The sequence below is a fragment of the Candidatus Methylacidiphilales bacterium genome (assembly GCA_033875315.1).
Lineage (GTDB): Bacteria > Verrucomicrobiota > Verrucomicrobiia > Methylacidiphilales > CAZTYG01 > JANRJG01.
In genome coordinates this window covers 194,887-219,770 of sequence record JANRJG010000038.1, presented here as the reverse complement: position 1 = coordinate 219,770, position 24,884 = coordinate 194,887, and the positions used below count along the sequence as shown (strand labels likewise).

18 protein-coding genes are annotated in these 24,884 nt (G+C 60.3%); 14 read left to right on the top strand and 4 right to left on the bottom strand.

The annotated features are described in order from the left end of the window. Nucleotides 1-674 precede the first annotated feature (674 nt). From mfd to SFU85_11485, 14 genes are all read left to right on the top strand, one after another. Nucleotides 675-3,860, top strand: a complete 3,186-nt coding sequence (gene mfd / locus SFU85_11550) for a transcription-repair coupling factor (protein ID MDX6767413.1) — start codon at nucleotides 675-677, stop codon at nucleotides 3,858-3,860. After that, nucleotides 3,827-4,831, top strand: a complete 1,005-nt coding sequence (locus tag SFU85_11545) for a peptidylprolyl isomerase (GenBank protein ID MDX6767412.1) — start codon at nucleotides 3,827-3,829, stop codon at nucleotides 4,829-4,831. Before mfd ends, SFU85_11545 begins: the two co-directional genes overlap by 34 nt. A gap of 104 nt (nucleotides 4,832-4,935) precedes the next feature. After that, nucleotides 4,936-5,871 carry a 4-hydroxythreonine-4-phosphate dehydrogenase PdxA gene (gene pdxA / locus SFU85_11540; GenBank protein MDX6767411.1) on the top strand — a complete coding sequence of 312 codons (936 nt, stop codon included), beginning with the start codon at nucleotides 4,936-4,938 and terminating at the stop codon, nucleotides 5,869-5,871. Further along, nucleotides 5,868-7,136, top strand: coding sequence for a hypothetical protein (locus tag SFU85_11535; protein MDX6767410.1), 1,269 nt, complete (start codon nucleotides 5,868-5,870; stop codon nucleotides 7,134-7,136). Before pdxA ends, SFU85_11535 begins: the two co-directional genes overlap by 4 nt. Continuing rightward, entirely contained in the window at nucleotides 7,133-7,555 is a 423-nt protein-coding gene (locus SFU85_11530) for an EamA family transporter (protein MDX6767409.1), read from the top strand. Before SFU85_11535 ends, SFU85_11530 begins: the two co-directional genes overlap by 4 nt. Nucleotides 7,556-8,193: 638 nt before the next feature. Next, nucleotides 8,194-9,369, top strand: a complete 1,176-nt coding sequence (locus SFU85_11525; GenBank protein ID MDX6767408.1) for a TolC family protein — start codon at nucleotides 8,194-8,196, stop codon at nucleotides 9,367-9,369. Between the two features lie 6 nt (nucleotides 9,370-9,375). Then, nucleotides 9,376-10,164 (top strand): hypothetical protein, encoded by a 789-nt coding sequence (locus tag SFU85_11520; GenBank protein MDX6767407.1) that lies wholly within the window; start codon nucleotides 9,376-9,378, stop codon nucleotides 10,162-10,164. After that, a complete protein-coding gene (locus SFU85_11515) occupies nucleotides 10,154-13,306 on the top strand; it encodes a CusA/CzcA family heavy metal efflux RND transporter (protein MDX6767406.1) in 3,153 nt (1,050 codons plus the stop codon). The genes SFU85_11520 and SFU85_11515 overlap by 11 nt, the downstream gene beginning before the upstream one ends. After that, a complete protein-coding gene (locus SFU85_11510; protein ID MDX6767405.1) occupies nucleotides 13,303-13,767 on the top strand; it encodes a hypothetical protein in 465 nt (154 codons plus the stop codon). The genes SFU85_11515 and SFU85_11510 overlap by 4 nt, the downstream gene beginning before the upstream one ends. 531 nt (nucleotides 13,768-14,298) lie before the next feature. After that, nucleotides 14,299-14,967: a DUF2490 domain-containing protein gene (locus SFU85_11505; protein MDX6767404.1), complete on the top strand. Its 669-nt coding sequence runs from the start codon at nucleotides 14,299-14,301 to the stop codon at nucleotides 14,965-14,967. A gap of 3 nt (nucleotides 14,968-14,970) precedes the next feature. Continuing rightward, nucleotides 14,971-16,266, top strand: coding sequence for an efflux RND transporter periplasmic adaptor subunit (locus tag SFU85_11500; protein ID MDX6767403.1), 1,296 nt, complete (start codon nucleotides 14,971-14,973; stop codon nucleotides 16,264-16,266). A gap of 40 nt (nucleotides 16,267-16,306) precedes the next feature. After that, the gene (locus SFU85_11495; GenBank protein MDX6767402.1) at nucleotides 16,307-16,672 is read left to right on the top strand and encodes a four helix bundle protein; all 366 of its coding nucleotides are present in this window, start codon (nucleotides 16,307-16,309) and stop codon (nucleotides 16,670-16,672) included. A 43-nt stretch (nucleotides 16,673-16,715) separates the two neighbouring features. Further along, complete coding sequence (locus tag SFU85_11490; protein ID MDX6767401.1) at nucleotides 16,716-19,904, top strand: CusA/CzcA family heavy metal efflux RND transporter; 3,189 nt, start codon at nucleotides 16,716-16,718, stop codon at nucleotides 19,902-19,904. A gap of 20 nt (nucleotides 19,905-19,924) precedes the next feature. Beyond that, on the top strand, nucleotides 19,925-20,461 hold the full coding sequence (locus SFU85_11485) for a hypothetical protein (GenBank protein ID MDX6767400.1): 537 nt from the start codon (nucleotides 19,925-19,927) through the stop codon (nucleotides 20,459-20,461). Nucleotides 20,462-20,704: 243 nt separating this feature from the next. On the opposite strand, the gene SFU85_11480 is transcribed toward SFU85_11485, so the two are convergent. From SFU85_11480 to pyk, 4 genes are all read right to left on the bottom strand, one after another. Then, on the bottom strand, nucleotides 20,705-21,787 hold the full coding sequence (locus tag SFU85_11480; GenBank protein ID MDX6767399.1) for an ATP-dependent 6-phosphofructokinase: 1,083 nt from the start codon (nucleotides 21,785-21,787) through the stop codon (nucleotides 20,705-20,707). A 119-nt stretch (nucleotides 21,788-21,906) separates the two neighbouring features. Beyond that, nucleotides 21,907-22,440, bottom strand: coding sequence for a phosphoribosyltransferase family protein (locus SFU85_11475; GenBank protein ID MDX6767398.1), 534 nt, complete (start codon nucleotides 22,438-22,440; stop codon nucleotides 21,907-21,909). Further along, nucleotides 22,415-23,077, bottom strand: a complete 663-nt coding sequence (locus SFU85_11470; GenBank protein ID MDX6767397.1) for a hypothetical protein — start codon at nucleotides 23,075-23,077, stop codon at nucleotides 22,415-22,417. The genes SFU85_11475 and SFU85_11470 overlap by 26 nt, the downstream gene beginning before the upstream one ends. A 233-nt stretch (nucleotides 23,078-23,310) precedes the next feature. Next, complete coding sequence (gene pyk, locus SFU85_11465; GenBank protein MDX6767396.1) at nucleotides 23,311-24,729, bottom strand: pyruvate kinase; 1,419 nt, start codon at nucleotides 24,727-24,729, stop codon at nucleotides 23,311-23,313. Between the last annotated feature and the right edge of the window lie 155 nt (nucleotides 24,730-24,884).

Here is a 24,884-nt window from a genome sequence, read left to right as displayed (position 1 = left end):
GGTGCAAACAGAACCGGCTAGGTGGCCCATCCCTCCCTGTCCGCGCTCAAGGCGCGGCCCTCGCGAAGCGAGCGTATAACATTGAGTCGAACCTTGGTTCAGCGGTGCGTCCGCCAGGACGAGTCAAAGAAAGCGAAGCCATCACCCACCACCACGGCAAAGCGTGGTAAATCCCTCCCTGCATGTCCTCCGAAGTGCTCGGACGAAGGAGGATCCGCCACCCTTCGCCAAGGCTTCGGGTGGCTAGCCCACCTCTTGAATCGAAGGGGGCGTGTATGCACTATGTTTACATCTTGAGATCGGAGTCAGATCCTAAGCAGATATACATTGGAAGTTCTGCTGACTTGAAAAGCCGTCTTGCAGAACACAACCGAGGCCTTTGTCGCAGCAGCAAACCTTACATGCCCTGGGTAATCGAATGGTATGGTGCCTTTCGCTCAAAAACCCTGGCACTCGATTTTGAGCGCTACCTCAAAACCGGCTCGGGCTTTGCCTTTCGAAAACGACATTTTACGAGTTAAGCGAAGCCAAAATCCACCACCCCAACTCGATCGGGGTAAACCCCTCCCTGCCTGACCCCCGAAGCACGCGCACGAAGGAAAATTTCCCCCCTTCTAGTCGCTTCGAGGTGAAGTCCATGGTAGGCTGGTCGTCCTTTGGTTCACGGAAATGGTTTGAAAGCCTGTTTGGATGCGGCGTTGGCGCGTCCGGGATGGCGGAAGGCGCTGGAAGCCTTCTGCCCGGAGGGGGTGTGTTCCGTGGGGCAATTCCCGGCCCCCGCCCGCGCGTTTGTCCTTGCGGGACTCCGGGCTCTGCATCCTGACCGCGCCTTCTGTCTCACCGCGCCCGACATCCGCCACCAGGAAGAGCTGGCCCATGACCTGGAGGCCTGGGGCTGTCCGGTGTTGTTTTTTCCCGAACTGACCGAATCGGCCGCCGATAGCCAGCCCGACCCCGATCTGGCCGCTGAACGGATGGCCGTCTTGCGCAAACTCCGGGGCGAGTCTTCCGCTTGGGTCCTGACCACCGAGTCGGCGGTGGGGCAGCCTGTTCCCGATCCGCAGTCGCTGGCCGGGTCCATGCGACGGATCACCAAGGGGAAAGGGGTTCCGATGGATCTTCTGGCCGGGGAACTCATTGCCGCTGGATACATCGAGGAACGCTTGGTGGCCCAGCGCGGCCAGTTCGCCCGACGCGGCGGCATCATGGACGTTTTTTCCTGGCACGCCGCCCTCCCGCTGCGGGTCGAATGGTTCGGCGACGAGGTCGATGGTTTGCGGGAATTCGATCCGGCGGAGCAGCAATCGGTCCGGTCCCTCGAATCCGCGGAAATCCAACTGGCCGATCCCTCGCAAGTCCATGGAGATTCGACCCTGGAGGATTACCTGCCGCCGGATGGCCTTCGGGTGGTCTGGGAGGAGCCGGAAGAAGAAAAAGATAACGGGGAACAACCAGAAGCGGCGGCCGTGAAGCGGGGCGGGGGCGCGGTCTGGGAACTCTTCCTGGAACATGGGTTTCTCCAGTCGTTTTCCCCCGACCCGGTGTTGCAGGAAAATCGACGCCAGTTGCTGGCCGGACACATGGAAGACTGGGTGTCCGAGGGGTGGTCCGTCTGGTTGAGTTGCAACAATGAAGGGGAGCAACAGCGGTTGCGCGAATGGATCACCGAGTCCTTTCCGCGCGGACGGGACTGGCTCGACGGTGCGGTCCGCTTTGTCCTTTCGCCCCTCCTGCGCGGCTTCGTCTGGCCGGCCGGGGGGATGGTGGTGCTCTGCGATGCCGAGATCTTCGGCCGTTACCAGAACCTGCGTTCCATGCGGCGCCAGGACCGATTGGCCGCGGTGCGATCACGCAAGCAGGCCATGGACTTCAGCGATCTGGCCGAGGGCGACTACGTGGTGCATGTGGAGTACGGCGTGGGTCTTTACGTGGGGATGTCGGAAATCCCGGCGGAAAGCGGGGAGGGGACACGGCAGGTCATGGTCCTGCAGTTTGCCGATGAGGCCAAACTCTACGTGCCGATCGAACAGGCCTTCCTGGTGTCGCGTTACGTTGGGGTGGGTCGCAAGCACCCCACCTTGGACGCGTTGGGAGGAGGGCGCTGGGACCGGGCCAAGGCGCAGGCGGAGAAGGCGATCATGGATTACGCCGCCCGCCTGCTCAAGGTGCAGGCCGAACGGCAGTTGACCCGGGGTCACACCTTCCCCGCCGACAACGCCTGGCAGAAGGAATTCGAGGGGTCGTTCCTCTATGAGCCGACCACCGACCAGGTGACGGCCATCGAGGAAACGAAGGAGGACATGGAAAGCCCTCGCCCGATGGACCGCCTGATCTGCGGGGATGTCGGCTTCGGCAAAACCGAGGTGGCCATCCGGGCCTGCTTCAAGGCGGTCATGGGCGGCAAGCAGGTGGCCTTCCTCGTGCCGACCACCGTGTTGGCGCAACAACATTACCAGAACCTCTGCGAGCGCATGGCCGATTATCCCATCAAGGTGGCGCTGCTAAGCCGCTTTGTCCCGAAAAAGCAGCAGAACGAAACCATCCGGGCCCTGCGCGAGGGCGGGGTCGACATCGTTGTGGGCACCCACCGGGTCATTTCCGCCGATATCCAATTCAAGGACCTGGGCCTGGTGGTGGTCGATGAAGAACAACGCTTCGGTGTCCGCCAAAAAGAGGCCTTCAAGGAGCGGTTCCAATTGGTCGATGTCCTCACGCTTTCCGCCACCCCCATTCCGCGCACCCTCTACATGTCCCTGATGGGCGCGCGCGACATGTCGACCATCGAAACCCCGCCCAAAAACCGCCTGTCCGTGGAGACCAGTGTCTGCGCCTACGATGAGCGGATCATCCGCGAGGCGGTGCAGCGGGAACTGGCACGGGGCGGGCAGGTCTTTTTTCTCCACAACCGGATCCACAGCATCACGCAGGTGGCCGACCGCATCCGTTTCCTGGTGCCGGGCGCGCGGGTGGAAGTGGGCCACGGCCAGATGGAAGAGGACGAACTGGAGGACGTCATGTCCCGCTTCGTCGCTGGTAAAACGGACGTGCTGGTCTCGACCACGATCATCGAAAGCGGGATCGACATCCCCAACGCCAACACCATCATCATCGACCGGGCGGACCGGTTCGGATTGGCCGATCTTTACCAGCTGCGCGGCCGGGTGGGCCGGGCCCAGAACCGGGCCTACGCCATCCTGATGCTGCCGCGCGACCTGATCAAGGGCGACGCGGGCAAGCGGGTCCAGGCCATCCGCCAGTACAGCCAGCTTGGCGCGGGCTTCAAGATCGCCATGCGCGATCTGGAGATCCGCGGCGCGGGCAACCTGTTGGGCACCGCCCAGAGCGGCCATATCAGCGCCATCGGATTTGATTTGTATTGCCGCCTGCTCAAGCGCGCGGTGTCCCGGATCAAGGGCGGAAAAGAGGTCGCCGACCGCGAGATCCAATTCCGCCTGGATTTTCTCCATGTGGGCGAGGGAACCGTCGCCCCAGGCGTCGAATCGGCTTTGATTCCGGCCGCCTACATCCCCGATACCGGGTGGCGGATCAGCGCTTATCGGGAGCTGGCCGAGCTGCAATCGCTCGACGAATGGACCCGCTTGCGGGCCCGGTGGAAAGACCGCTACGGCAAATGGCCTGAATCTGTGGAGTTGCTTCTCCTCCATAACCGTGCAAAGATCAACGGTTTAAACGGTAACTTCACCCGGGTGGAAACCCAGGGCGACAAGCTCATGCTGACGCGGAACGGTGATTTCGTCATGGTCGGGGGCAAGTTTCCCCGGTTGACCACCCAGTCCGCCAAGGCCAGATTGTTGGAAATCGAAAAATGGTTAAAGTCATTCAGCGCGCCGCTGGCGTGATCGTCCTCGTTGTCCTGACCGCACCGGTCCCTTCCCTCCGGGCCCAGGTGGTCGACGGCGTTGCCGCGGTCGTCAATGACAAGGTCATCACCTTCTCCCAGGTGCGCAAGGAAGTCGACCCGACCGAGGCCCAGTACCGGGATCTTTACTCTGGCGTGGAATTGGTCGAAAAAGTCAAAGAAGCGCGGCTGAGTTCTCTCAAGTCGCTCATCGAACGGGAGCTGATCATCCAGGAATTCAACACCAAGGGCTTCTTCATCCCCGAGAACGTCATCGAGGAACGCATCCGCAAGATCGTCAAGGACCAGTACGAAGGCGACCGCACCGCCCTCATCCGCACCCTCCAGGCCAATGGCATGTCGGTGACCAGTTTCAAGGAACAGATCCGCAACCAGATCATTGTCCAGGCCATGCGCTCGCGGAATGTCTCCTCGTCGGTCATTGTCTCACCCTATCAAATCGAACAGTATTATCAGGACAATGTCCGCCAGTTTGTCCAGCCCGACCAGGCCAAGCTGCGCATGATCTTCCTGCGCAAGGGGCTCTTCAAGGAGAAGCGCACCGACGCCAAGGGCCAGACCCGCGAGGTCGATCCCCAGCGTTTGATCATGGAGGACATCCTGGCCAAGGTGAAAACCGGTTCCGATTTCGGCAGCCTGGCCCGCGGCTACACGGACGGGCCCCAGCGCCAGAACGGCGGCGACCTCGGGTGGGTGTCTGAAAGCAGTCTGCGTTCGGAGCTGACCAAGGTGGCCTTCAACCTCATGCCCGGCCAGAACAGCCCGATCATTGAAACCGAAGACGGCTATTACCTTCTCCAAGTCGAGGAAATCCGCAAATCAACGGTGATTGCCCTGAACGATGTCCGTGAGCGCATCGAGAACACACTCCTGCAACAGGAGCGGGAGCGCCTCCAGCAGGACTGGCTTGATGGCCTCCGCTCGAAGGCCTTCATCAAGATGTTCTTCTGATTGAATCCCCTTCGTCTCTTCGTTTCTGTCGGGCGGCAGTCCCTTAACGCCGAAACAGGGTGGCGGCAAGGGACTGCCGCCCGACAGAGAACCGACACCTTCCCATGACACCCACCCTCGGCCTCACCCTCGGTGATCCCTCGGGCATCGGGCCGGAGATCATCGACCGGGCCCTGCCGGAGTTTGAGCGCGAGTTCGCCGGCATCCGCGTGCGTCTCATCGGCTCGGCCTCCGGGGTCCGCCCCGGCCGACCAACCCTCCGATCGGCTCGGCTGGCACTCGGTGCGCTGGATGAATCGGTCCGTCTGCTGCGCACCGGCGAAATCGCCGCCGTGGTCAATGGCCCGGTACACAAAGCCTGGCTCATGCGCGTCGGATTCCGTTTCCCCGGCCAGACCGAATTCTATGCCGCCCGCGCCGGGCTGAAGCCTTCGGACGTGACCATGCTCATGGCTTCGCCGCGCTTGAATGTCGCCCTGGCCACGACCCATCTTCCCCTGCGGCGCGCGGTGGCCGGATTGCGGTCGGTGATGATCACCGATGCCGCCCGCCGTGTGGCGTTATTCTTGCGTGAGGCAGGCGTGGCCCGGCCCCGCCTGGCCGTCTGCGGATTGAACCCTCATGCGGGAGAGGAAGGGGCCTTCGGCGATGAAGAACGCACCGTGATCGCTCCGGCACTGCGGTCGTTGAAAAAAATCCGCTGGCTCCGCATCGAGGGACCGGCCGTGCCGGATGCGGTTTTCCGCTCGGCGCTCCAAGGCCGTTACGACGCGGTGGTGGCACTCTATCACGACCAGGGATTGATTCCGTTCAAACTGGCCAGTTTCGAAGACGGCGTGAATGTCACCCTCGGTCTTCCTTTTCTCCGCTGCGCCCCCGACCACGGCACCGGCCATGACATCGCCGGCAAGGGCCTGGCCTCCCCGGCCAGCCTCTTGTCCGCTCTCCGGTTGGCCGGACGGTGGCTGGGAAACCAGCGGACGGTGGACCGTGGACGGAAGTCGGATACACTGTTCCGCCGATCCCAAAGCCGCCCATGAACCCCCGGGTACAACAAGTCACAGACGCCGCGCCGCCCGGCGGTCTCTTCGATGCCAAGACCTGGAAGGTTTCACCCGAAGCCTTTCCCCTGGATGCCGGACAGGTGGAGGATCTGGAGCAATTGGGCCAACGCCTTTGGGTTTTCCTCAAGGCCTGCAATCTGCTCTACCGCCGCAGCGTGACAGGGGACGCCCCGGAATGGATCGCGCGATGGATGGACGCGGGCAAGCCCGCCGATCTGGTGGAGATTTCCCGCAGCCGGGCTTTGAAGAACGAGCTGCCCCGCGTGCTCCGGCCCGACCTGTTGCTGACCGACGACGGGTGGGCGATGTCGGAGTTGGATTCGCTGCCCGGGGGCATTGGCCTGACTGCTTGGTTGAACCAAACTTACGCCGCCCTTGGTGACGACGTGATCGGTGGTCCGCAGGGCCTGCGCGATGCCATGCACCGCCTGCATCCCGTGGGGCCGGTGGTGGTGGCGCAGGAGGCGGCGACCTATCGCCCGGAATTCGAGTGGTTGTTTGGCGTCGACCGGGTGAAGGCGGCGGAAACCTACTCCTTCGATGGGCAGCCGGTTTACCGGTTTTTCGAGGCCTTTGACTGGCCCAACCTGCCGACGGTGCGCGGGAGTTGGTCGCCGGAGGCACGCTTGACCCCGCCCTTGAAGCCCTTCCTGGAGGAAAAGCTTTGGTTGGCTCTTTATTGGATGAATCCGTTGCGGGAATTTTGGCGCAAGGAATTGGGCGAGCGCTATCAAAAGGACCTGGATGCCATCATCCCGCGAGGCTGGGTGGTGGACCCGACCCCGCTGCCCCCGCATGCCGTCCTGCCCGGACTGGAAGTGCAGAGCTGGGAGGAAGTGATGCGGTTCTCCCAGAAACAACGCGACCTGGTGCTGAAGATTTCCGGCTTCTCCGCCCTGGCCTGGGGCTCGCGAGGCGTGACGATTGGTTCGGACGTCAGCCAGGAGGAGTGGGCCGGCTCCCTCCGCGCGGCCTTGGACGGTTTCGACCGTTCGCCCTTCATCCTCCAGCGTTTCCACAAGGCCCGGGTCGTCGAACATCCGTATTGGGATGCGGACAAGAATGAAGTGCGGGTCCAGCGTGGCCGGGCCCGGATCTGTCCCTATTACGTGGTGGAGAACGACCGCGCCCATCTGCGGGGGGTGCTGGTGACCATCGTGCCCGCGGACAAAAAAATCATCCACGGGATGAGCGACGCCATCCTCGTGCCCGCCCGCATGGCGGGGAATGAAGCGACATGAAGCCCTGGGTGGGATTCGCCCTCATGTCGATGTTCTTCGCCGGACTCACCTCGGTGATCGCCAAGTTGGGTCTGGCTGGCATTTCGGGAGAACTCGGTCTGGTGGTGCGAACCGCGGTCATCACGGTGTTGGTGGCCGGCTTTGCCCTGGTCTTTGTCCCGGTGGAGGAGTGGTCGCGGTTGGGCTGGCGCAGCGGCCTCTGGCTGGCACTCTCCGGTTTGACCACGACGCTATCCTGGATTTTTTACTACAAGGCCCTGAAGCAGGGCGATGTGGCCACGGTGGCACTGATCGACAAGGGAAGCATCCTGGTGGCGGTGGTGTTGGCCGTGTTCATCCTCAAGGAACGGGTGACATGGAACACCCTTGGCGGCGGGGTCTTGATCGTGGCCGGTCTTTTGTGGATCTCGCGCAAGTAGAATGGGCTCATCAGCAGCCGGTCGGATGCCAATCCGCTGCCACTTGACAGAACCAAAACCCAACGCTACCTAGAACGCATGTCCTGCATCCGTCACCGACTAACCACGATCAGCCTCGTGCTGTTCGTGGCTTTCGTGGGGCAGATGGCGGTGCATGCCGCGGAACAGGCGGGCTGGATTTGCTGTGGGGCTTCGACGGAGTGTCGCCAGGATAATGCGGAGTCCCCCGTTGATCCCCATACTACCCATGGCGGATGCTGCCAGCACGTATTGCTCGTATCCGCGGGACTCGTCGGGATGGCTTCGCCCGTCTTTTCCCAGATCCAGTATCCTCCCTTCTCAAACCTGCGGCCCGATGGCCCGGTTTTTGAGATCGAAATCCCCCCCCAACAGAGTTGACCCGGCGGTTGGTCCGCCTGCTGTGACAAGCCCCGGCCCAGGCCGGGTGCGCTCCTGTTCATCAACACCCGATCCGGCGGGTCATCCACCCGGAATGCGTTGGAGGATTTATGTCTCGAGGTTGTTTTCATCTGGTTGCCCCGGCCCTGGGTGTGATTTTACTCACATTCCCTTTACCCCTGCCCTTATTGAAGGCAGAGGAACGGAATGGGAGTGGGAAACCCGAGGAAAAATGGCGGGTGGAAGACTTGGTGGGGTATGCCTTACAAAACAATGCCGAACTCCGTTTCTATGAACAAGCGGTGCTTGCCGCCAAAGGACTCCGAACCCAGGCGGGACTTTGGAGGAATCCGGAGTTTGAAGGAGAGTACGGTGAACGCCGGATCAAAAACTCCTCGGGCCAACTCCAGGATGAGGGAAGCGCGCGCCGTTTCTCCATCACCCAATCCTTCGAATTTCCCGGCAAGGGATCGCTCCGCAAGGCCATCGCCAACAAAGATGTTGAGATCGCCCAGCTGGCATTGAAGCAATTCCGGCTCGCCTTGTCCGGCCAGGTCAGAAATCTCGCCTACCGCCATCTCTTGGCCGCTGCCCGTGCCGCGGCGGCCGAAGAAGTCAGCGAGCGCAGTTCCGGACTGGTTGATTTGCTCAAAAAGCGGCCCGGCACCGGAGCCGTTCAATTGCTTGAACTCCGCACCATCGAAGCCTCCCTCTTTGGACTCAAAAAGGAAGCCAAGGAAGCCAGCCTGGAAAAGGAAGAAACCCGCTTGGAACTGGTCTCCCTGCTGGGACTGCCCGGCAGTTCCGATCTTTGGATATCCAGGAGTCCGTCCTCTGCATTCCCGGATCTGGACAACCACAAGCTGATCCTCAAAGGACTGAACCAGAACCTCGCGCTGAAAGTCCGCATTCTCGAATGGGAAAAAGCCCTGCGTGAGGTGACAGCCGCGAAAATGGAGACCGCCCCCGATTTTGCCGTCGGCCCCTTCTTCAGCCAGGAACAGGCCGGTGAGCGGGAAGAAAACATCGGCATCCTTTTCTCCACCACCTTTCCCCTGTGGAACTGGAACCAGGGCAACATCACCACGGCCGAAGCCCGGCGGGCCCAGGCCGATGCACTGCTGCTGGACGCCCGCCGCAAAGTGGAAACCGAAATCGCCCGTCGCACCCGCGCCTATCATCTGTCCCGAAAATTCCTGGATGAAATCCCTCCCGAAGCCGTATCCAGAATGCGGGAGTCTTCCGACCTGGCCGACCGGCAATACCGGCTTGGCGCGATCCATGTCCAACTTTACCTGGAAACGCAACAGGCCTTTCTCAATACCCAGCACCTTCGTGAAAAGGCCTTGTTGGAAACATGGCAAAACCTCCTCGACCTCGAACTCCTCACCGGTGAAACCCTCACAGACCGATAAATGCATATGAAAACAAACTGCCGATGGCTGACTTTGGTGATCCTGTTCCAGGCTTTGGTCGGTTGTGGACCCTCCGGGGATAAACAAAGAGCCGGGGAATCCTCGCGCGATCATGGCCCGGAAACCCGGGCCGAAGAGCGGGCATTCATTCCCGGTAAGGGTCTCAAAGTTAGCCCGGTCGCCCTGGCCGGGCTCGGTGTGGCTGCGGAAGAAGTCGGCACGGGGAAAGTCGCCCCCCAACGAACCCTCACGGCACAGGTTTTCCGCCAAGCTGGTGAACAAAGCGTGGAGGGACGCTATCGCCTGGGTCACGCCTACGCCACGGCCCTGATCCCGTCTGAAGATCATCGCTGGGTGCAAGCCGGGCAGACCGTGCGGTTGTCAACCGGCAGCAGCACGGATCTGATCGGCACGATCTCGCGCCTCGATACCCAACTCCAGGAACTGAACGGCCAGACCGAGCTGATCCTAGAAATCAATCCCGGCGATGAGCCCCTGCCCGTCGGTTCCTCCCTGACCCTGCTGTTGAGCCAACCTGCCGAACAATCGGAAGAAACCGTCATCATCCCGCAAGAGGCCGTCCTGAAAACCGCCAAGGGCTCCTTTGCCTACGTGGAAAACGCCGGGTATTATCTCCGGACACCGGTCCGGACCGGGGCCGTCAACGGGGAAAAAATCCAGGTCCTCGATGGTCTTTACGAGGGCGATGTCGTGGTGGTTCGGGGCGCGCAGGAACTGTATCTGACCGAACTTCAAGCGGTGAATGCCGGAACCGGGTGCACCCATGGTCACTGAACTCATCGAATTCAGCCTCCGGCAAAGGCTCTTGGTCGTTCTCGCCAGCCTGGTATTGGTGGGGGTGGGTCTCTGGTCGGCGGTCCATCTGACCATCGATGCCGTCCCTGACATCACCAGTCCACAGGTGCAGATCAATTCCCTGGCCGGAGCCCTGGCCGCCGAGGAAGTGGAAAAGCTCGTGACCTTCCCCATCGAAAGCGAGATGGCCGGATTGCCCGACATGACTGAGCTGCGATCCCTTTCACGCTTCGGATTTTCCCAGATCACGATGGTTTTCCGGGATGGGACCGATGTCTACCGCATGAGGCAATTGGTGTCCGAACGCTTGATCAATGCAAAAGGAGAGTTGCCCGATGGCATCACCCCTCAACTCGCCCCGATCAGCACGGGCCTGGGCGACATCTTCTTTTACACGTTGGATTACAAAAAAGACGCCAAAACAAAGCCGGTCACCCGTCAGGCCCAGCTCCAAGAGCTCAAGCAAATCCAGGAATACCTCATCAAACCGTTGCTTCGCGCCACCAAGGGAGTGGCCGAGGTCAATACTTCCGGCGGTTACGAGCGCCAGATCGTCGTCTCTCCCGATCCGGCCAGGCTGACCGCCGCGGGCATGACCGTTGAAGATCTCTCAGAAAAGATCAAAGCCAACACGGAAAATGCCGGAGGCGGCCTGCTGGAAATCAGCGGGGAGCAACTGGCCATCCGCTCCGATGGACGTGTCCGGACCGTTGAGGAGATCGCCGGTATTCCGCTGAAATTCCGCGCGGGCACCCTGCCCATGCAGGTCAAAGACGTGGCCGACGTCGGCATCGGAACCCGTTTCCGCACCGGAGCCTCCACCGAAGACGGGGATGAAGCCCTTCTCGGCGGAGCCATCATGCTCAGTGGCGAGAACAGCCGTCTCGTGGCCCGAGAGGTCCTGAAAAAAATCCGGGACATCCAGGAAAAGCTGCCCGAGGGGGTGGAATTGAAGACCGTCTATGACCGCTCGGATCTGGTCAACCAAACCATCCGCACGGTGCAGACCAACCTCTTCGAAGGAGCCATCCTGGTCGTGGTCGTCTTGTTCCTGCTTTTGGGCAACATCCGCGCCGCACTGATCGTCGCTTTGGCCATCCCCCTCTCCATGCTCTTCGCCATCACCGGCATGGTGCAATGCCGGATCTCCGGCAACCTCATGAGTTTGGGTGCCATCGATTTCGGATTGATCGTGGACGGCTCGGTGGTGATGGTGGAAAACATCATCCGCCACCTGGCCCACAAACAGGCCCAACTCGGGCGCATGCTGACCCCGCGCGAACGGGTCCATGAAGTCCTCGTCTCCGCCAGACAAGTCGCCAGTCCGATGTTCTTCGGTGTCATGATCGTGACCGTGGTTTACATCCCCATCCTGGCCCTGACCGGCATTGAAGGGAAAATGTTCCACCCCATGGCCCTGACCGTGATCATGGCGCTGGTAGGCTCGCTCATTCTGGCCCTCACCCTGATGCCCGTGCTCTGCTCCTATTTCTTGAGCGGCAAGATCCAGGAAAAAGACAATGCTGCGGTGGAATTCCTCAAATGGGTCTATGCGCCCCTGCTGCAAACCGCCTTCCGTTTCCGCTGGATGTTTGTCGGTGGGGCCATCGGACTCTTCGTCCTCTCCCTGGTTCTCTTCACCCGGCTGGGGGCGGAATTCATCCCGCAGCTCGATGAGGGATCCCTCTCCATCCAGATGATCCGCAGCAACAGCGTGGGTCTGGGGGCATCGGTCGATTTGCAGCAAAAGTCCGAACGCCTGCTCCTGAAAAATTATCCCGAGATCAGCCACCTCTTTTCCCGCATCGGGACCGCCGAAGTGGCCACCGACCCCATGGGACCGAACGTGGCCGACACTTACGTCTTTTTCCACCCCAAATCCACCTGGCGGAAAATCGACGGGAAGCGGGTGGACAAGGCCCTGTTGATCGGCCTCATGCGCGAGGATCTGACGGAGCATTTCCCCCAGCAAAGCTACCTCTTCACCCAGCCCATCCAGCTCCGCTTCAACGAAATCATGGCGGGGTCGCGTTCCGATGTTTCCCTGAAGATTTTTGGCGACAGCTATGAAACCCTGGAAAAGCTGGCCACCCAGGCCCGCGATCTGATCCGGACGGTTCCCGGCGCCGGTGACGTGGAATTCGACGCCCTCGGACGGACCCCCCTGGTGGAAATCAAACCGAAGCGGGAGGTACTGCAGCAATTCAACGTACACACGGAGGAAATCAACCGGGTGGTGGAACAGGCCCTGGCCGGAGCGGAAGTTGGAAGCCTCATCGAGGGCAACCGGCGCTACGACATCGTCGTGCGGCTTCCCGAAAACCAGCGCCAGGATCTGGACGCCATCCGCAGGCTGCCCTTGCGCACAGATGACGGCGGTATGCTGATGCTGGGGCAGGTTGCGGAAGTCCAAGTGGTGGACCAAATCGGCACCATCACCCGCGAGTCCACCCAGCGCCGGGTCGCCATCCTCATCAATCCGCGGGGCCGCGACCTGGAAAGCTTTGTTCTCGAATCCAAAAAGAAGCTCAAGGAGGGAATGACCTTCCCCGATGGGTATTACTATGAATTTGGGGGCCAGTTTGAAAATCTCCAGAAAGCCCGGGAGCGGCTGCTGGTGGTGGTGCCACTCGCTTTGATTTTGATAAGTTTCCTCATTTTCATGAGCTTTGGCAGTTTGCGCCAGACCTTGCTCATTTTGCTCTGTGTGCCGTTGGCCGTGACGGGGGGGATTCTGGCCCTCTGGGTCCGGGGCTTGCCATTCAGCATCTCGGCCGCCGTGGGCTTCATCGCCCTGAGCGGGATCGCCACCCTGAACGGGATCATGCTCATCAGCTTCATCAACCAACTGCGCGGGGAGGGACGCGGCCTCCGCCAAGCGGTGGTCGAAGGCACCCTGACCCGGCTTCGCCCCAAACTCATGACCGCCCTGGTGGCCAGTCTGGGTTTTGTCCCCATGGCGCTGGCCACCGGACCCGGGGCCGAAGTCCAGCGTCCCCTGGCCACGGTGGTCATCGGCGGCATCCTCACCTCCAGTTTTCTCACCCTGATCATCCTGCCGGTTCTCTACGACTGGCTGGAGTCAAGCCTCGCAAACCCCAACAACATTGAAGAATCATGAAAACCATCCTACCCGCCTTGGTCCTCTACCTGTTAAGCCAGTCGCTGATCCTAGCCGCAGACGGCAATCCCCAACATGAACACAAAACCATTCCCGGCCCAAATGGGGGCAGGGTTATCGAAGTTGAGGGCGGACATGCAGAGTTCTTGATCCGGCAGGACCGCAAAATTTCCCTCACTTTTTACAGTGACGACTTGAAACCACAGGTCCCCGGCGATCAGGTCATCACGGTCATCGCGCAGACCCCATCGGAACAGGTCAAACTGGATTTCGACAAATCCGCCGACGGGTTTGTTTCGAAGTCGCCCCTGCCTGCGGGGGAGGGCTACCAATTGGTGCTCCAGATCAGGGCGAAGGCAGACGCCAAACCGGTCAACACCCGCATCAAACTGGATCTGGCAAAGTGTGAAGGATGCAAGCGTTCCGAGTACGCCTGCATTTGTGAAGGACATGGTCAATGAGGGATTCGTTTGGCCTTTCGAGTATGGACAAATCAAACCCCCCCTGCTAGGTTATCTGCGTGAAGTGCGGAATTGGAGCGGTTCTGGCTCTGGCGATATTCGCCCCGGCGTGCCTGTGCACGCTTCATTCCGTTGCGAAGGAACCGGCAACGCACAGTTGTTGTTCCCAGAAAAAGGAGTCTCCCGCGCCTGTGGAAAAAGATGGCTGCGGTAAGGGCTGCAACCACTGCAAAGCTGAATTCAAGACGCAACAGGACCAACCGAAGGAAACCCAGTCGGTATTTTCCCAGACCCTGCTCGAACTGCCGGCTTACGTTGAATCCAACAACCTTCCTCCCTGTTTTGTTTCGTTTGTTTCCCAGATCCAAGTTGGAGCGCACGCGCCTCCGGGCCGGGCGCCGACGTATCTCCTCCATTGTTCCCTGATTTGCTGATGCTTCCCCGTTGATCCTGTCGGTCCGTCCCTCATGAAGGGATGGCTCACCCTGGAATCCGCCGCGAAGCATCATGTATCCCATCCCATCATTTCGTTTGCCCGTTCCACATTCCCTTGCGGGGGTGGTTGGCTGCGCATTGTTTGTCGCCATCCTCCCTCTCCACGCGGAGGATGACGGGCTCCAGGTCTGGACCATGCAGACTGTGTCCCAGCGGATGGACTACGGCTTGGAGGCACTCCTTGAGTCCGAACAGCACGTCGCCGTGGATGACGGGCACCACCAGGTCTTCAGGAGCAATGAACTCACGCCGCAGTTGGTCTGGCATTACTCCCCCCGTTACGACTTCGGACTCGGGTATGAACGGATGGATGAATGGGATATGGACGGGATGCACACCTCTTCCGACGAGGGATTGATTTTTGGCACCATTCTTCTCCCCTTGAGGGATTGGAAATTCTCTAGCCGCCAACGGTTCCAGTTTGGCGCGGAAGAAGCCGAAGCCACCGGGAACTTCCGTCATCGCATCCAAGTGGCTTACGAAGGGGAGCGGTTGCCATTCAAGATCATGCCGTTCATCGCCAATGAATGGTATTTCGATCTCCTTGCGGGCGATGTCACGGAAAACCGTTTCTGGGGCGGTCTGCGTTACCGCGTCAACCGGGCGGTCGAAGTGGAGCTTTTCGGCATGCGGGTGGATGATTTCACCCTTCCCCACGAAGAGGTCATCCCGGTGGCCGGGGTCTCTCTCAACCTGAAATTCTAACTTATGAATAAATTAAATATTAAAAACAGCATCACCCTTCTCTTGTTGTCCGCAATGGTGCTGATCGGAGCCGGCGGCTGCTCGCAGAAACAAGCGCCTACCGCAGGCAAAATCTACACCTGTTCCATGCATCCGCAGATCCGGCAAGACCACCCCGGCGATTGCCCGATTTGCGGCATGAAACTGGTTCCGGTGGTGGCATCATCCGCCGTATCGCCATCCGCTGATCCGCACGCAAGCCACACACCTGAACAACACGCCATGGCCAAGACGGCTGATCCGGGCCCCCCGGCCGGCCGGCCCGTGGTTCATCTGGGTGAAGCCCGTGAGGCCGTGGCCAGCATCGCTACGGAAAAGGCCGGTCCGCGGGCCATGTTGAAAAAAATCCAGCTCTTTGGCGAAGTGGAATACATCAGCGACCGGCATTACGACTACAGTTGGTATTATGCGGGTCGCATCCAGGATGTGTTGATCGACTTCAACACCACCGAAGTAGAAAAAGGGCAGCCCATTTATCAGGTTTACTCCGAAGCGGCGATCGCCGACCAAGAGGCCTACCTGGACGCGCTGCGTGAGCGTTGGCTGTCCACTTTTTACGAACGCAAAGTGCTGAGCGCAAAAGTCGGGGCCATCCGGGGTAAATTGCTGCAAGCCGGATTCAGTGAGGGGGACCTTCGCGCCCTGGAGAAAGACAAGTTGGTCCGCAGCACATTCACCCTGCGTTCTCCGGTCAGAGGGTCCATCGTGGGCAAACTGTTGCATCGTGGGGAACAATTCGAGGCCAATGCCACGTTGTTCCATGTGGTTCCATTGGATGAGGTTTGGTTCAGCGCCCAGGTTTACGAATCCGACCTGGGATACCTCAAGCTCGGTCAATCGATCCGTATTGAAACCAAGTCGGGGGCCGATTCGGGCCATCAGGGGAAACTGGTATTCATCGACCGCACCGTCCGTCCCGAGACCCGGACGGTCAATGCGCGGTTCCTGGCCGCCAATCCGGGGCGCAAACTGCTTCCGGGTCTGTCCGCCGTGGGCACGCTGTCGGTTCCCTTGCGGGATGTCCTTGTCGCCGTGCCCAAGTCTGCGGTGATCGACACCGGGAAGCGCAAGGTCGCTTATGTCAAAACCGGACCCGGTGTTTTCGAGCAACGTCTGGTCGAAACCGGTGCCGAAAGCGAGGACGCGGTGGAAATCCTCCGGGGCATTGCCGCGGGGGAGGCTGTGGTTGCCCGAGGGGCGTTCCTGGTCGACGCCGAAGCGCAACTGCAGGGTGGGGCTGCGGAACACAAGCACGAGTGATGAGGTGATGGAGTGATGGGGTGATGTAGAAAGGAAAACGATGAAGGAAAGACCGCACAAAAAGCTCAAAGTTTGGCAAAGATCGATGGATCTCTATGTGGATGTCTACCGGTTGACCCGGGATTTTCCCCGAGAGGAGATTTATGGAATCACGTCGCAAATGAGGCGAGCGGCGCTCTCTATCCCTTCCAATATTTCTGAGGGCGCGGCGAGACATTATCCCAAAGAATTTTTGCGACACCTCAGTGATGCAGAAGGATCGCTTAGTGAGCTTGATACACAGCTTGAAGCGGCATTTCGCGTCCAGTTAATCCAGGAATCGGACCACAAGAGAATTCAACCATTGATCGAAGAAGTCGCTGCACTTCTCCACGGCCTGATCCGATCCTTGGAGCCCGGTATCTGACCCGCTTCATCACTCCATCACCCCATCACCTCATCACAGTCCTATGATCAATACGCTCGTCCGCTGGTGTTTGAACAACCGGTTCCTCGTCCTCACGGCCTATCTGTTCGTTTGTGGGTGGGGGATCAAGGCGGTCTACGACACGCCCATCGATGCCATTCCCGACCTCAGTGAAAACCAGGTCATTGTCTTTGCCGACTGGCCGGGGCGTTCGGCCCAGGAAGTCGAGGACCAGATCACCTATCCCCTGTCTGCCAGCCTGCAGGGCCTTCCCGGGGTGAAGACGGTGCGGGCGCAATCCGCCTTCGGATTCTCCATGCTGACGGTCATCTTCGAGGACAAGGTGGATGTTTATTTTGCCCGCACCCGGGTGTTGGAGCGGCTGAATTCTCTTCCCTTCCAGCTTCCGGCAACGGTGGTGCCCAAACTGGGGCCCGACGCGACGGGCTTGGGTTGGGTCTACCAGTATTACCTGGATGACTCCGCTGCCCGCGCATCCGGGAAAGAACTGGATCTCGGGGAATTGCGTGCCCTGCAGGATTGGTTCATCCGTTACCAGCTCAACTCGGTTCCCGGGGTGGCGGAGGTGGCCAGCATTGGCGGCTTTGTCCGCCAATACCAGATCGATATCCAGCCCCAACAATTGAGGGCCTATGAACTCTCGCTCGGCGATGTCATCACCCAGGTGAAGGGAAGCAACCGCAATGTGGGGGGCGGCACCATTGAGGTCGAAGGCCGCGAACTCACGGTCCGGGGATTGGGTCTCGTAGAATCGGTCCGGGATTTGGAAAACATCATCGTGGGCTACTATCATGACCATCCGGTTCTCTTGCGGGAAGTGGCCCGCATCGGCCTCGGTCCCGAGCCCAGGCGGGGGGTCATCGACAAGGATGGCCGCGAAGTGGTCGGCGGCATCGTCGTCATGCGTTATGGCCAGAGCACGGTCGATGTGATCCGTCGCACCAAGGAAAAAATTGCCGAACTGCAAAAAGGCTTGCCCGAAGGGGTGGTGATCCGGTCCTTCTATGACCGAAGCGAATTGATCGACCGGGCGGTGGCCACCCTTCGCATCACGCTGATCGAGGAAGTGTTGCTGGTGACACTGGCCCATATCATCTTCCTGGCGCATTTCCGCAGCATCCTGGTGGTCACCGTGCCGCTGCCCCTCTCGATCCTGATATCTTTCATCTTCATGAAGGAGTTCGGCATCACATCGAACATCATGTCACTCAGTGGCATCGCCATCGCCATCGGTGTGTTGGTCGATGCCGGGATCGTGGTCACGGAGGCGGTCATGCGGGAGGCCCATGCCGCACAGGAAGGGAAGCTGCCCGGTTTGCGTTATCCCCAGGACATGCCGGAAATCATCCTGCGGGCCACCCGGCTGGTGGCCCGGCCGATCTTCTATGCCATGGCCATCATCATTCTGGCCTTCGTGCCGGTGTTCGCCCTCGGTGGCCAGTCGGGGAAGTTGTTCCACCCCTTGGCCTACACCAAAACCTTTGCCATGGCCGGGGCGACGTTGCTGGCTTTGACTTTGGTGCCGGTGCTTTGTTCCTTTTTCATCCGGGGGCGGTTGCATGACGAAAATGACAACCGGCTGATGCGGTTCTTGTTGCGTGTTTACCTGCCCGTGCTGCGCTGGGCCCTGGACCACCGCCGGGTGGTTTTGGCTGTCGCGGTGGGGGTTCTGGGAAGTGCCATCTGGCTGGCCACGGGTTTTGGCCGCCAATTCATGCCCCCCTTGAATGAGCGGGCCCTGCTGTTCATGCCCACGACCCTCTCCAGTGCGTCTGTCCCGGAAATCAACCGGACCATGGCTGCACAGGACCGGGTTTTGGCTTCCTTTCCCGAAGTGGCATCGGTTGTGGGGAAACTCGGCCGGGCCGATACGCCGACCGATCCCGCTCCCACCAGTATGATCGAGACCACGATCATGCTCAAACCCAAGGATCAATGGCGCGAGGGAATGACCGAAGAGAAGCTGCGTGAGGAAATCCTGGCGGAAATGATGAAGTTTCCCGGCTTTGTTCCCGCCCTGCTGCAACCGATTGAAAACCGGATCCTGATGCTCAACACCGGTATTCGGGGCCAAGTGGCCGCGAAGATCTTTGGTGGCGATTTGCAGGTGCTCGAACGCGTCGCGGTGGAAGTCGAGGGGGTGCTCAAAAATGTCCCGGGTGCGGCGGATGTCTATGCCGACCGGGTGCTGGGGGCCCAGTATCTGGAGATCATCCTCCGCCGGGAGGATGCGGCCCGCTACGGCGTGCCAGTGCAGGACGTGCTGGATGTGGTGGAGACGGCCCTGGGAGGCATGAACCTGACCACCACCATCGAGGGACGGAAACGGTTTCCCATCCGGGTGCGCTACACCCGTGAATTGCGGGACAGCCCCGGGGCGCTCCGCAACATCCTGGTCAAGTCGATGGGCGGGGAAATGATCCCCTTGGACAAGGTGGCCGATATCCGGTTGTCCACGGGGCCGGCTGAGATCAAAAGTGAGAATGGCCTGCTGCGGTCTTTTGTCCAAGCCAACGTGCGCGGGAGGGATTTGTCAGGATTTGTCCAGGAAGCGCGGAAAACGATCGCGGAACGGGTGACCCTCCCTCCCGGGGTCTATATTTCCTGGGGCGGACAGTATGAACAACTCCAGCAGACCAACCGCACCCTGTGGGTTGTCGGGCCGGTGGTGATATTCATCATCTTCATCCTGTTGTTCATGGTTTACCGGTCGGTGGTGGAGGCGCTCCACGTCCTGCTGGCCGTGCCTTTTGCCCTTTCAGGCGGGATCTTCCTCCAGGCCCTGTTGGGATATGATTTCAGTGTGGCCATCTGGGTTGGATACATCGCCCTGTTCGGAACGGCCGTTCAAACGGGGGTGGTCATGGTGATTTACCTGGAAGAGGCCTTGAAACTCCGCGAGGGGGAAAAGAAGGGCGCCCTGAGCGCGGCAGAGTTGCGGAGTGCGGTGATCGAGGGTGCCGCCCTGCGCCTGAGGCCCAAGGTCATGACGGTATCCACCGTGGTGGCCAGCCTCATGGTCATCATGCTGCCGGTTTTTTCCGGCGAGCGCACCGGGATGGAAATCATGCGACCGATCGCCGTTCCGGTTATCGGAGGCATGGTGAGCAGCCTGATCCACATCCTCATCGTCACGCCGGTGATCTTTTTATCGCTTCGCGAATGGGAGGCCCGGCGGAGGAGCCGGGCGGGTGATGGAGGGATGAAGTAATGAGGTGATTAAGGGATTGAGTGATTGAGTTTTACAAATTGATCCAAAGACAATCACAAACCGAAAGGAATCAATATATGAAAAAGAACATGATACAGATGGTGTTTTTGGTGGCTGCGTTGACGGCCACGCTGGGGGCGGAAGAACAAACAAAAATCGATCCGGCAATCGTTGATAAAGAAGTCGGGTTGTATCCGCTCAAGGTGTGCATCGTGTCGGGTGAAAAGCTGGGGGACCACGGCCAGCCTTTTGTGCTCAAGCACGAAGGCCGTGAAGTGCAATTCTGTTGCAAGGAATGCGTCAAGGATTTCAAGGCTGATCCGGCGAAACACCTCAAACACCTCGATGCAGCAGTGGAAGCGCAACAAAAACCGGGCTATTCCCTCAAAGATTGTCCGGTTTCCCTGGAGAAACTGGGTGATCATGGGGAACCGGTTCCGGTTGTTTTGGGCAACAACACGCTGGCCATGCTGTGTTGCAAGGAATGCATAAAAGAGGCCCTCAAAGAGGGTCTAAAAATAGAAAAAAGGATCTTGGAGGCACGAAAGAAGCCCTGAGGGCAAACGCACGGGCTTGGAATTTTTCCCGGCTTCGTTCGGTTACCCCGGCGGGGCGGGTCCCATGCCGGATCGCTTCAGCAGGCGATGAAGTTTCTTACGCGAGGGCGAAGCTCCTGCTGAGCCGCCCTTGGAATAGAGACATCAAACCGGCTCGGCAGGAGCCTCGCCCTACCGCTGAATCGGTCGCCCGCTTAATAGGATTTGGTCGGAATCCCCCTACCAACGCCCGCCGATTCCGGATCAATCCCCGAAGCTGATGCCGAGTTCGCGGCAGGCTTTGACAATCTGGTTGTCGGGTTTGACGCGCTTGAGCTGGTTGACCGCCTGGGCAATCGGCACCTCGTCGACGAGGTAATTCTGGTAGCTGACCATGTAGCCGAATTTGCCGCGGTGGATGAGGTCGACGGCATGGACGCCGAAGCGGGTGCCGAGGATGCGGTCGAGCGAGGTCGGGGCCCCACCACGCTGGAGGTGGCCCAGAACCATGCAGCGGGTTTCCTTGCCGGTGCCTTCCGTGATCCGCCGGGCCACCTGTTCGCCAATGCCGCCGAGGTGGGCCTCGCCGACGCGGGTGGTTTCCTTGGTGACGATCTCGGCGTTTTTGGCGCAGGCCCCTTCCGCCACCACGACCATGGTGGTGTAAAGCCCGTTGGCTTCGCGTTGGCGGATGGCTTGGAAGACATTCTCGTAGGAGAAGGGAATTTCTGGAATGAGGATGACATCGGCCCCGCCGGCCATGCCGCCGTGGAGGGCGATCCAGCCGGCGTAGCGGCCCATGACCTCGACGACCATGACGCGTTTGTGGCTCTTGGCCGTGGTGTAGAGGCGGTCCAAGCCGTCGGCCACACAGGCCACGGCGGAATCGAACCCGAAGGTGATGGCGGTGGCCTCGATGTCGTTGTCGATGGTTTTGGGCACGCCGATGGTCTTGATGCCTTTTTCCCAGAGTTGTTGGGCGGTGGAGAGGGAGCCGTCGCCGCCGATACAGACCAGGGCCTCAATGCCGAGTCCGTCGAGGGTGGAACGGGCCTCGGAAATGATGGCCGGATCGAGTTCGGCCTTGTTGCCGTGGCCGATCTTGGCCACGAAGCGGCCCTTGTTGGTGGTGCCGAGGATGGTGCCGCCGAGGTGCATGATGCCGTCGGTGGAGGATCGGTTGAGGATGCGGTAACGGACGGGGGCGAGCATGCCCTCGTAACCGTCGGTGAAGCCGATGACTTCCCAATTGAGTTTGTCGGCGGCGCAGACCACTCCGCGGATGACGGCATTGAGGCCGGGGCAGTCGCCCCCACTGGTCAGGACGGCGATTCGTTTCTGGGGCATAACGGGAGAGTAGGGAAGCAGGAGCGATGCCGCGAGAGCAAAAACATCCTTATCGCCCGGATTGGACGGTAAGTAGCGCAGACGATGGGGCCATCACCGGAAATGATGGCGAACGGTTTTTATTCCGCCGGGGGCACGGCCCGGATCATCGGCAGGGTGCGGTAGGCGTGGTCCAGGTCGAGGCCGTAGCCGAGGACAAATTCATTGCCGATGGGGAAACCCACCCAGTCGGCGGAGACGGCCTTGGGTCGCGGGATGCGTTTGTCGAGCAGCACGCAGAAGCGGACATCGGCGGCGCGCAGGGCCAGGAGTTTGGCGCGGACCGCGCGGAAGGTCAGGCCGGTGTCGAGGATGTCGTCGACCACCAGGACATGGCGTCCGCGGTAGTCCCCCTGCACGGCGTCGAGTCCGCGCAGGCGGCCGGTGGATTTTTTTCCTTCGTAACTGGAGACGCGCCAGCATTCGATCCGGGTCTGCGGTGGCAGGTGGCGGAGGAGGTCGACCAGAAAAAACAGACTACCATTCATCAGGCCGACCACGGTCAGGGGGCGGTCGCCGTAATGTTGCGAGATTTCCCGGCCCAGGGCGCGCACGCGGGCCTGGATCTTTTTCGCGGGGATGAGGGTTTTACCGGGAAATCGAGCTGCGCTCATGGAGAGGACGGTCCGGGGTGAGCTTTTTGATTTCCTCCGAGATCCGGAGGGTGATGTCGGAGTTCAAACCCAGATCCAGGCCGCTCTGCCAGGTCGCCCGGGCATCTTGTTTGCGACCGAGTTGTTTGAAGGAAAGGCCGGCAAAAAAACAGATGGCTTCCCGGGTGGTGGCTTCGAGTTCGTCGGGCCGCTCCTTGATTTGCGCGAGCAGCACCTCGAAGTCGGCCCGGGCATTGTCGCGCCGGTTGATGAACACGGGGAGATTGAAATTGTTGACCGCACGGATGAAGCGCACGGGGATATTCTGCGGGTCGGCATCCACCGCCGCATCCATGGTTTTCAGGCCGTTTCTCAGGTAGTCGAGTTTGCCCGGACCAGGAAAGGCATCGCGGCTGGCCAGGGTGTAGGCGCTGCCCAGGTAGGCTTGGATGAGACGGTTATCGGGTTGCTGCTGGTGCAGGGTTTCCAGCATTTCCACCAGATCACGGGTGGCTTTTTTGTCTCCGCCTTCGGATTTTTGGTGAAGCGCCTGGATTTCCTGGATCTGGGGTTCGTGGAAGGCATCGGCGGCCCAAGCGGAGGGAAGCACCCCGGCTGCACCGAAGATCGACAACCATAGAACAGTTCCGAGACGCATGCAGGCAAACTAGGATTGCCATCCGGGAAAGTGAAGTCAGAAACCAAGAGGGTTATCCGGAGAGCCTCTTAGAGCATTTTGCATTTGATCAGCCACCCGTTCTCATACTTTTTCTCTTTCTCATTCTCGCGCTCTCTGAATGGGAGAGAACGCGCAAGAGAGCGAGTCAGAGAAACGAGATGGAACCAGTGCCAAATAAAGGCAAAACCCTCTAAATCCCCCGTCCGCCTCCCTCAATCCACTTTGCGCAACTGGAGGGTGTCGATGATCTGGTCGCTGGCCAGGGCGTTGGTGATGACCACCAGCCAGTCGCCCGTGCGGCACCAGTTCTTTTGCTTGAGGGTGGCGAGGGCGTGAAGGATGGTTTTTTCGGGGTCGTCGGAGAAATCAATCAGGAAAGGTTCGACACCCCAGGGCAACAGGAGTTGGCGGAAGATCGGCTCGATGTCGGTGAAGGCGTAGATCGGCACGCCGCGCGGGCGCAGGGCGCCGAGGGTGTAGGCCAGCAGGCCGCTGCGGGTGAAGACCACGATGGCGGAATCACCCAGATCTTGTGCCAGCACGGCGGCGGAGCGGAGCATTTTTGATTTGGCCGCCGCCAGATGCATCGAGTGGTTGAGTTCGCTGCTGACCGAGGGTTCGATGCTCTCGATGATGTTCTTCAACACTTGGACCGATTCCAATGGGTATTTGCCCACGGTGGTTTCGCCGGAAAGCATGACCGCATCGGCCTGCTCGCGGATGGCGTTCGAGACGTCGGAAATTTCCGCCCGGGTCGGCATGGGGGAGGTGATCATGGTTTCCAACAAGTGGGTGGCGATGATGACCGGCTTGCCCTGGGCCTGGCAGGCCTTGACCAGCTCGGTCTGGACGAGGGGGAGGCGTGGGTAGTCGATCTCGATGCCCAGATCGCCCCGGGCCACCATGATGCCATCGGCCTCGCGGATGATCTCGACCATGTTGCGCACGCCGGCCTGGTCCTCGATTTTGGCGATGATCTTGGCCGACGAGCCGAGGTGGTCGAGGAAGCGGCGCAGGACGCGCACGTCCTCGGCCTGGCGGACAAAGGAGAGGGCGACAAAGTCGATCCCGGCCTTGACCCCGGCGCGGAGGTCGTCCTCGTCCTTGGAGGTGAGGCAGGGGAGGTTGACATGGACGCCGGGGAGGTTGATGTGGCGCTTGGAGCCGAGCGAGCCGGGGGTGAGGACGGTGCAGCGGACGCGGGAGGCGTCCTTTTCCTCCACGCGCATGCGGATGAGGCCGCTGTCGACCAGGATGGTCGCGCCGACTTCAAGGTCGGCGGGGAGGCCGGGGTAATTGACCGAAACGGCTGGAATGTCGCCGGTGGGTTCGGCGCCCTCGATGTGGAATTCCATGCGGTCGCCAGTCTTGAGATCGATGGCTTGTTCCACTTTCCCGGTGCGGATCTCGGGCCCCTTGACGTCCATCATCACCGCCACGTGGCGGCCGACTTCGGTCGAGGCCTCGCGGATGAACCACATGGCGTCGTCGACCCAGGGGTGGGAGGCGTGGGCCATGTTCAGGCGCAGCATGTCCACGCCCGCCAGGATCAGTTGGGCCAACATTTCCTTGGATTCCGTGGCCGGTCCGAGGGTGGCGATGATTTTGGTCTGTCGGAAATACGAGGACATGGCGTGTTTTATAACTCAAAGCAGGACGCGAGCCAGACTGATCGTTGTTGGTGGATGACGAATCGCGAATGGCGGATGGGTGACAAATGCGCTGGATCTGATTGTGACATCGTTAAAGGCGTGGGACGTCGCGGTTTTAGTCTTTTGTGGGACGC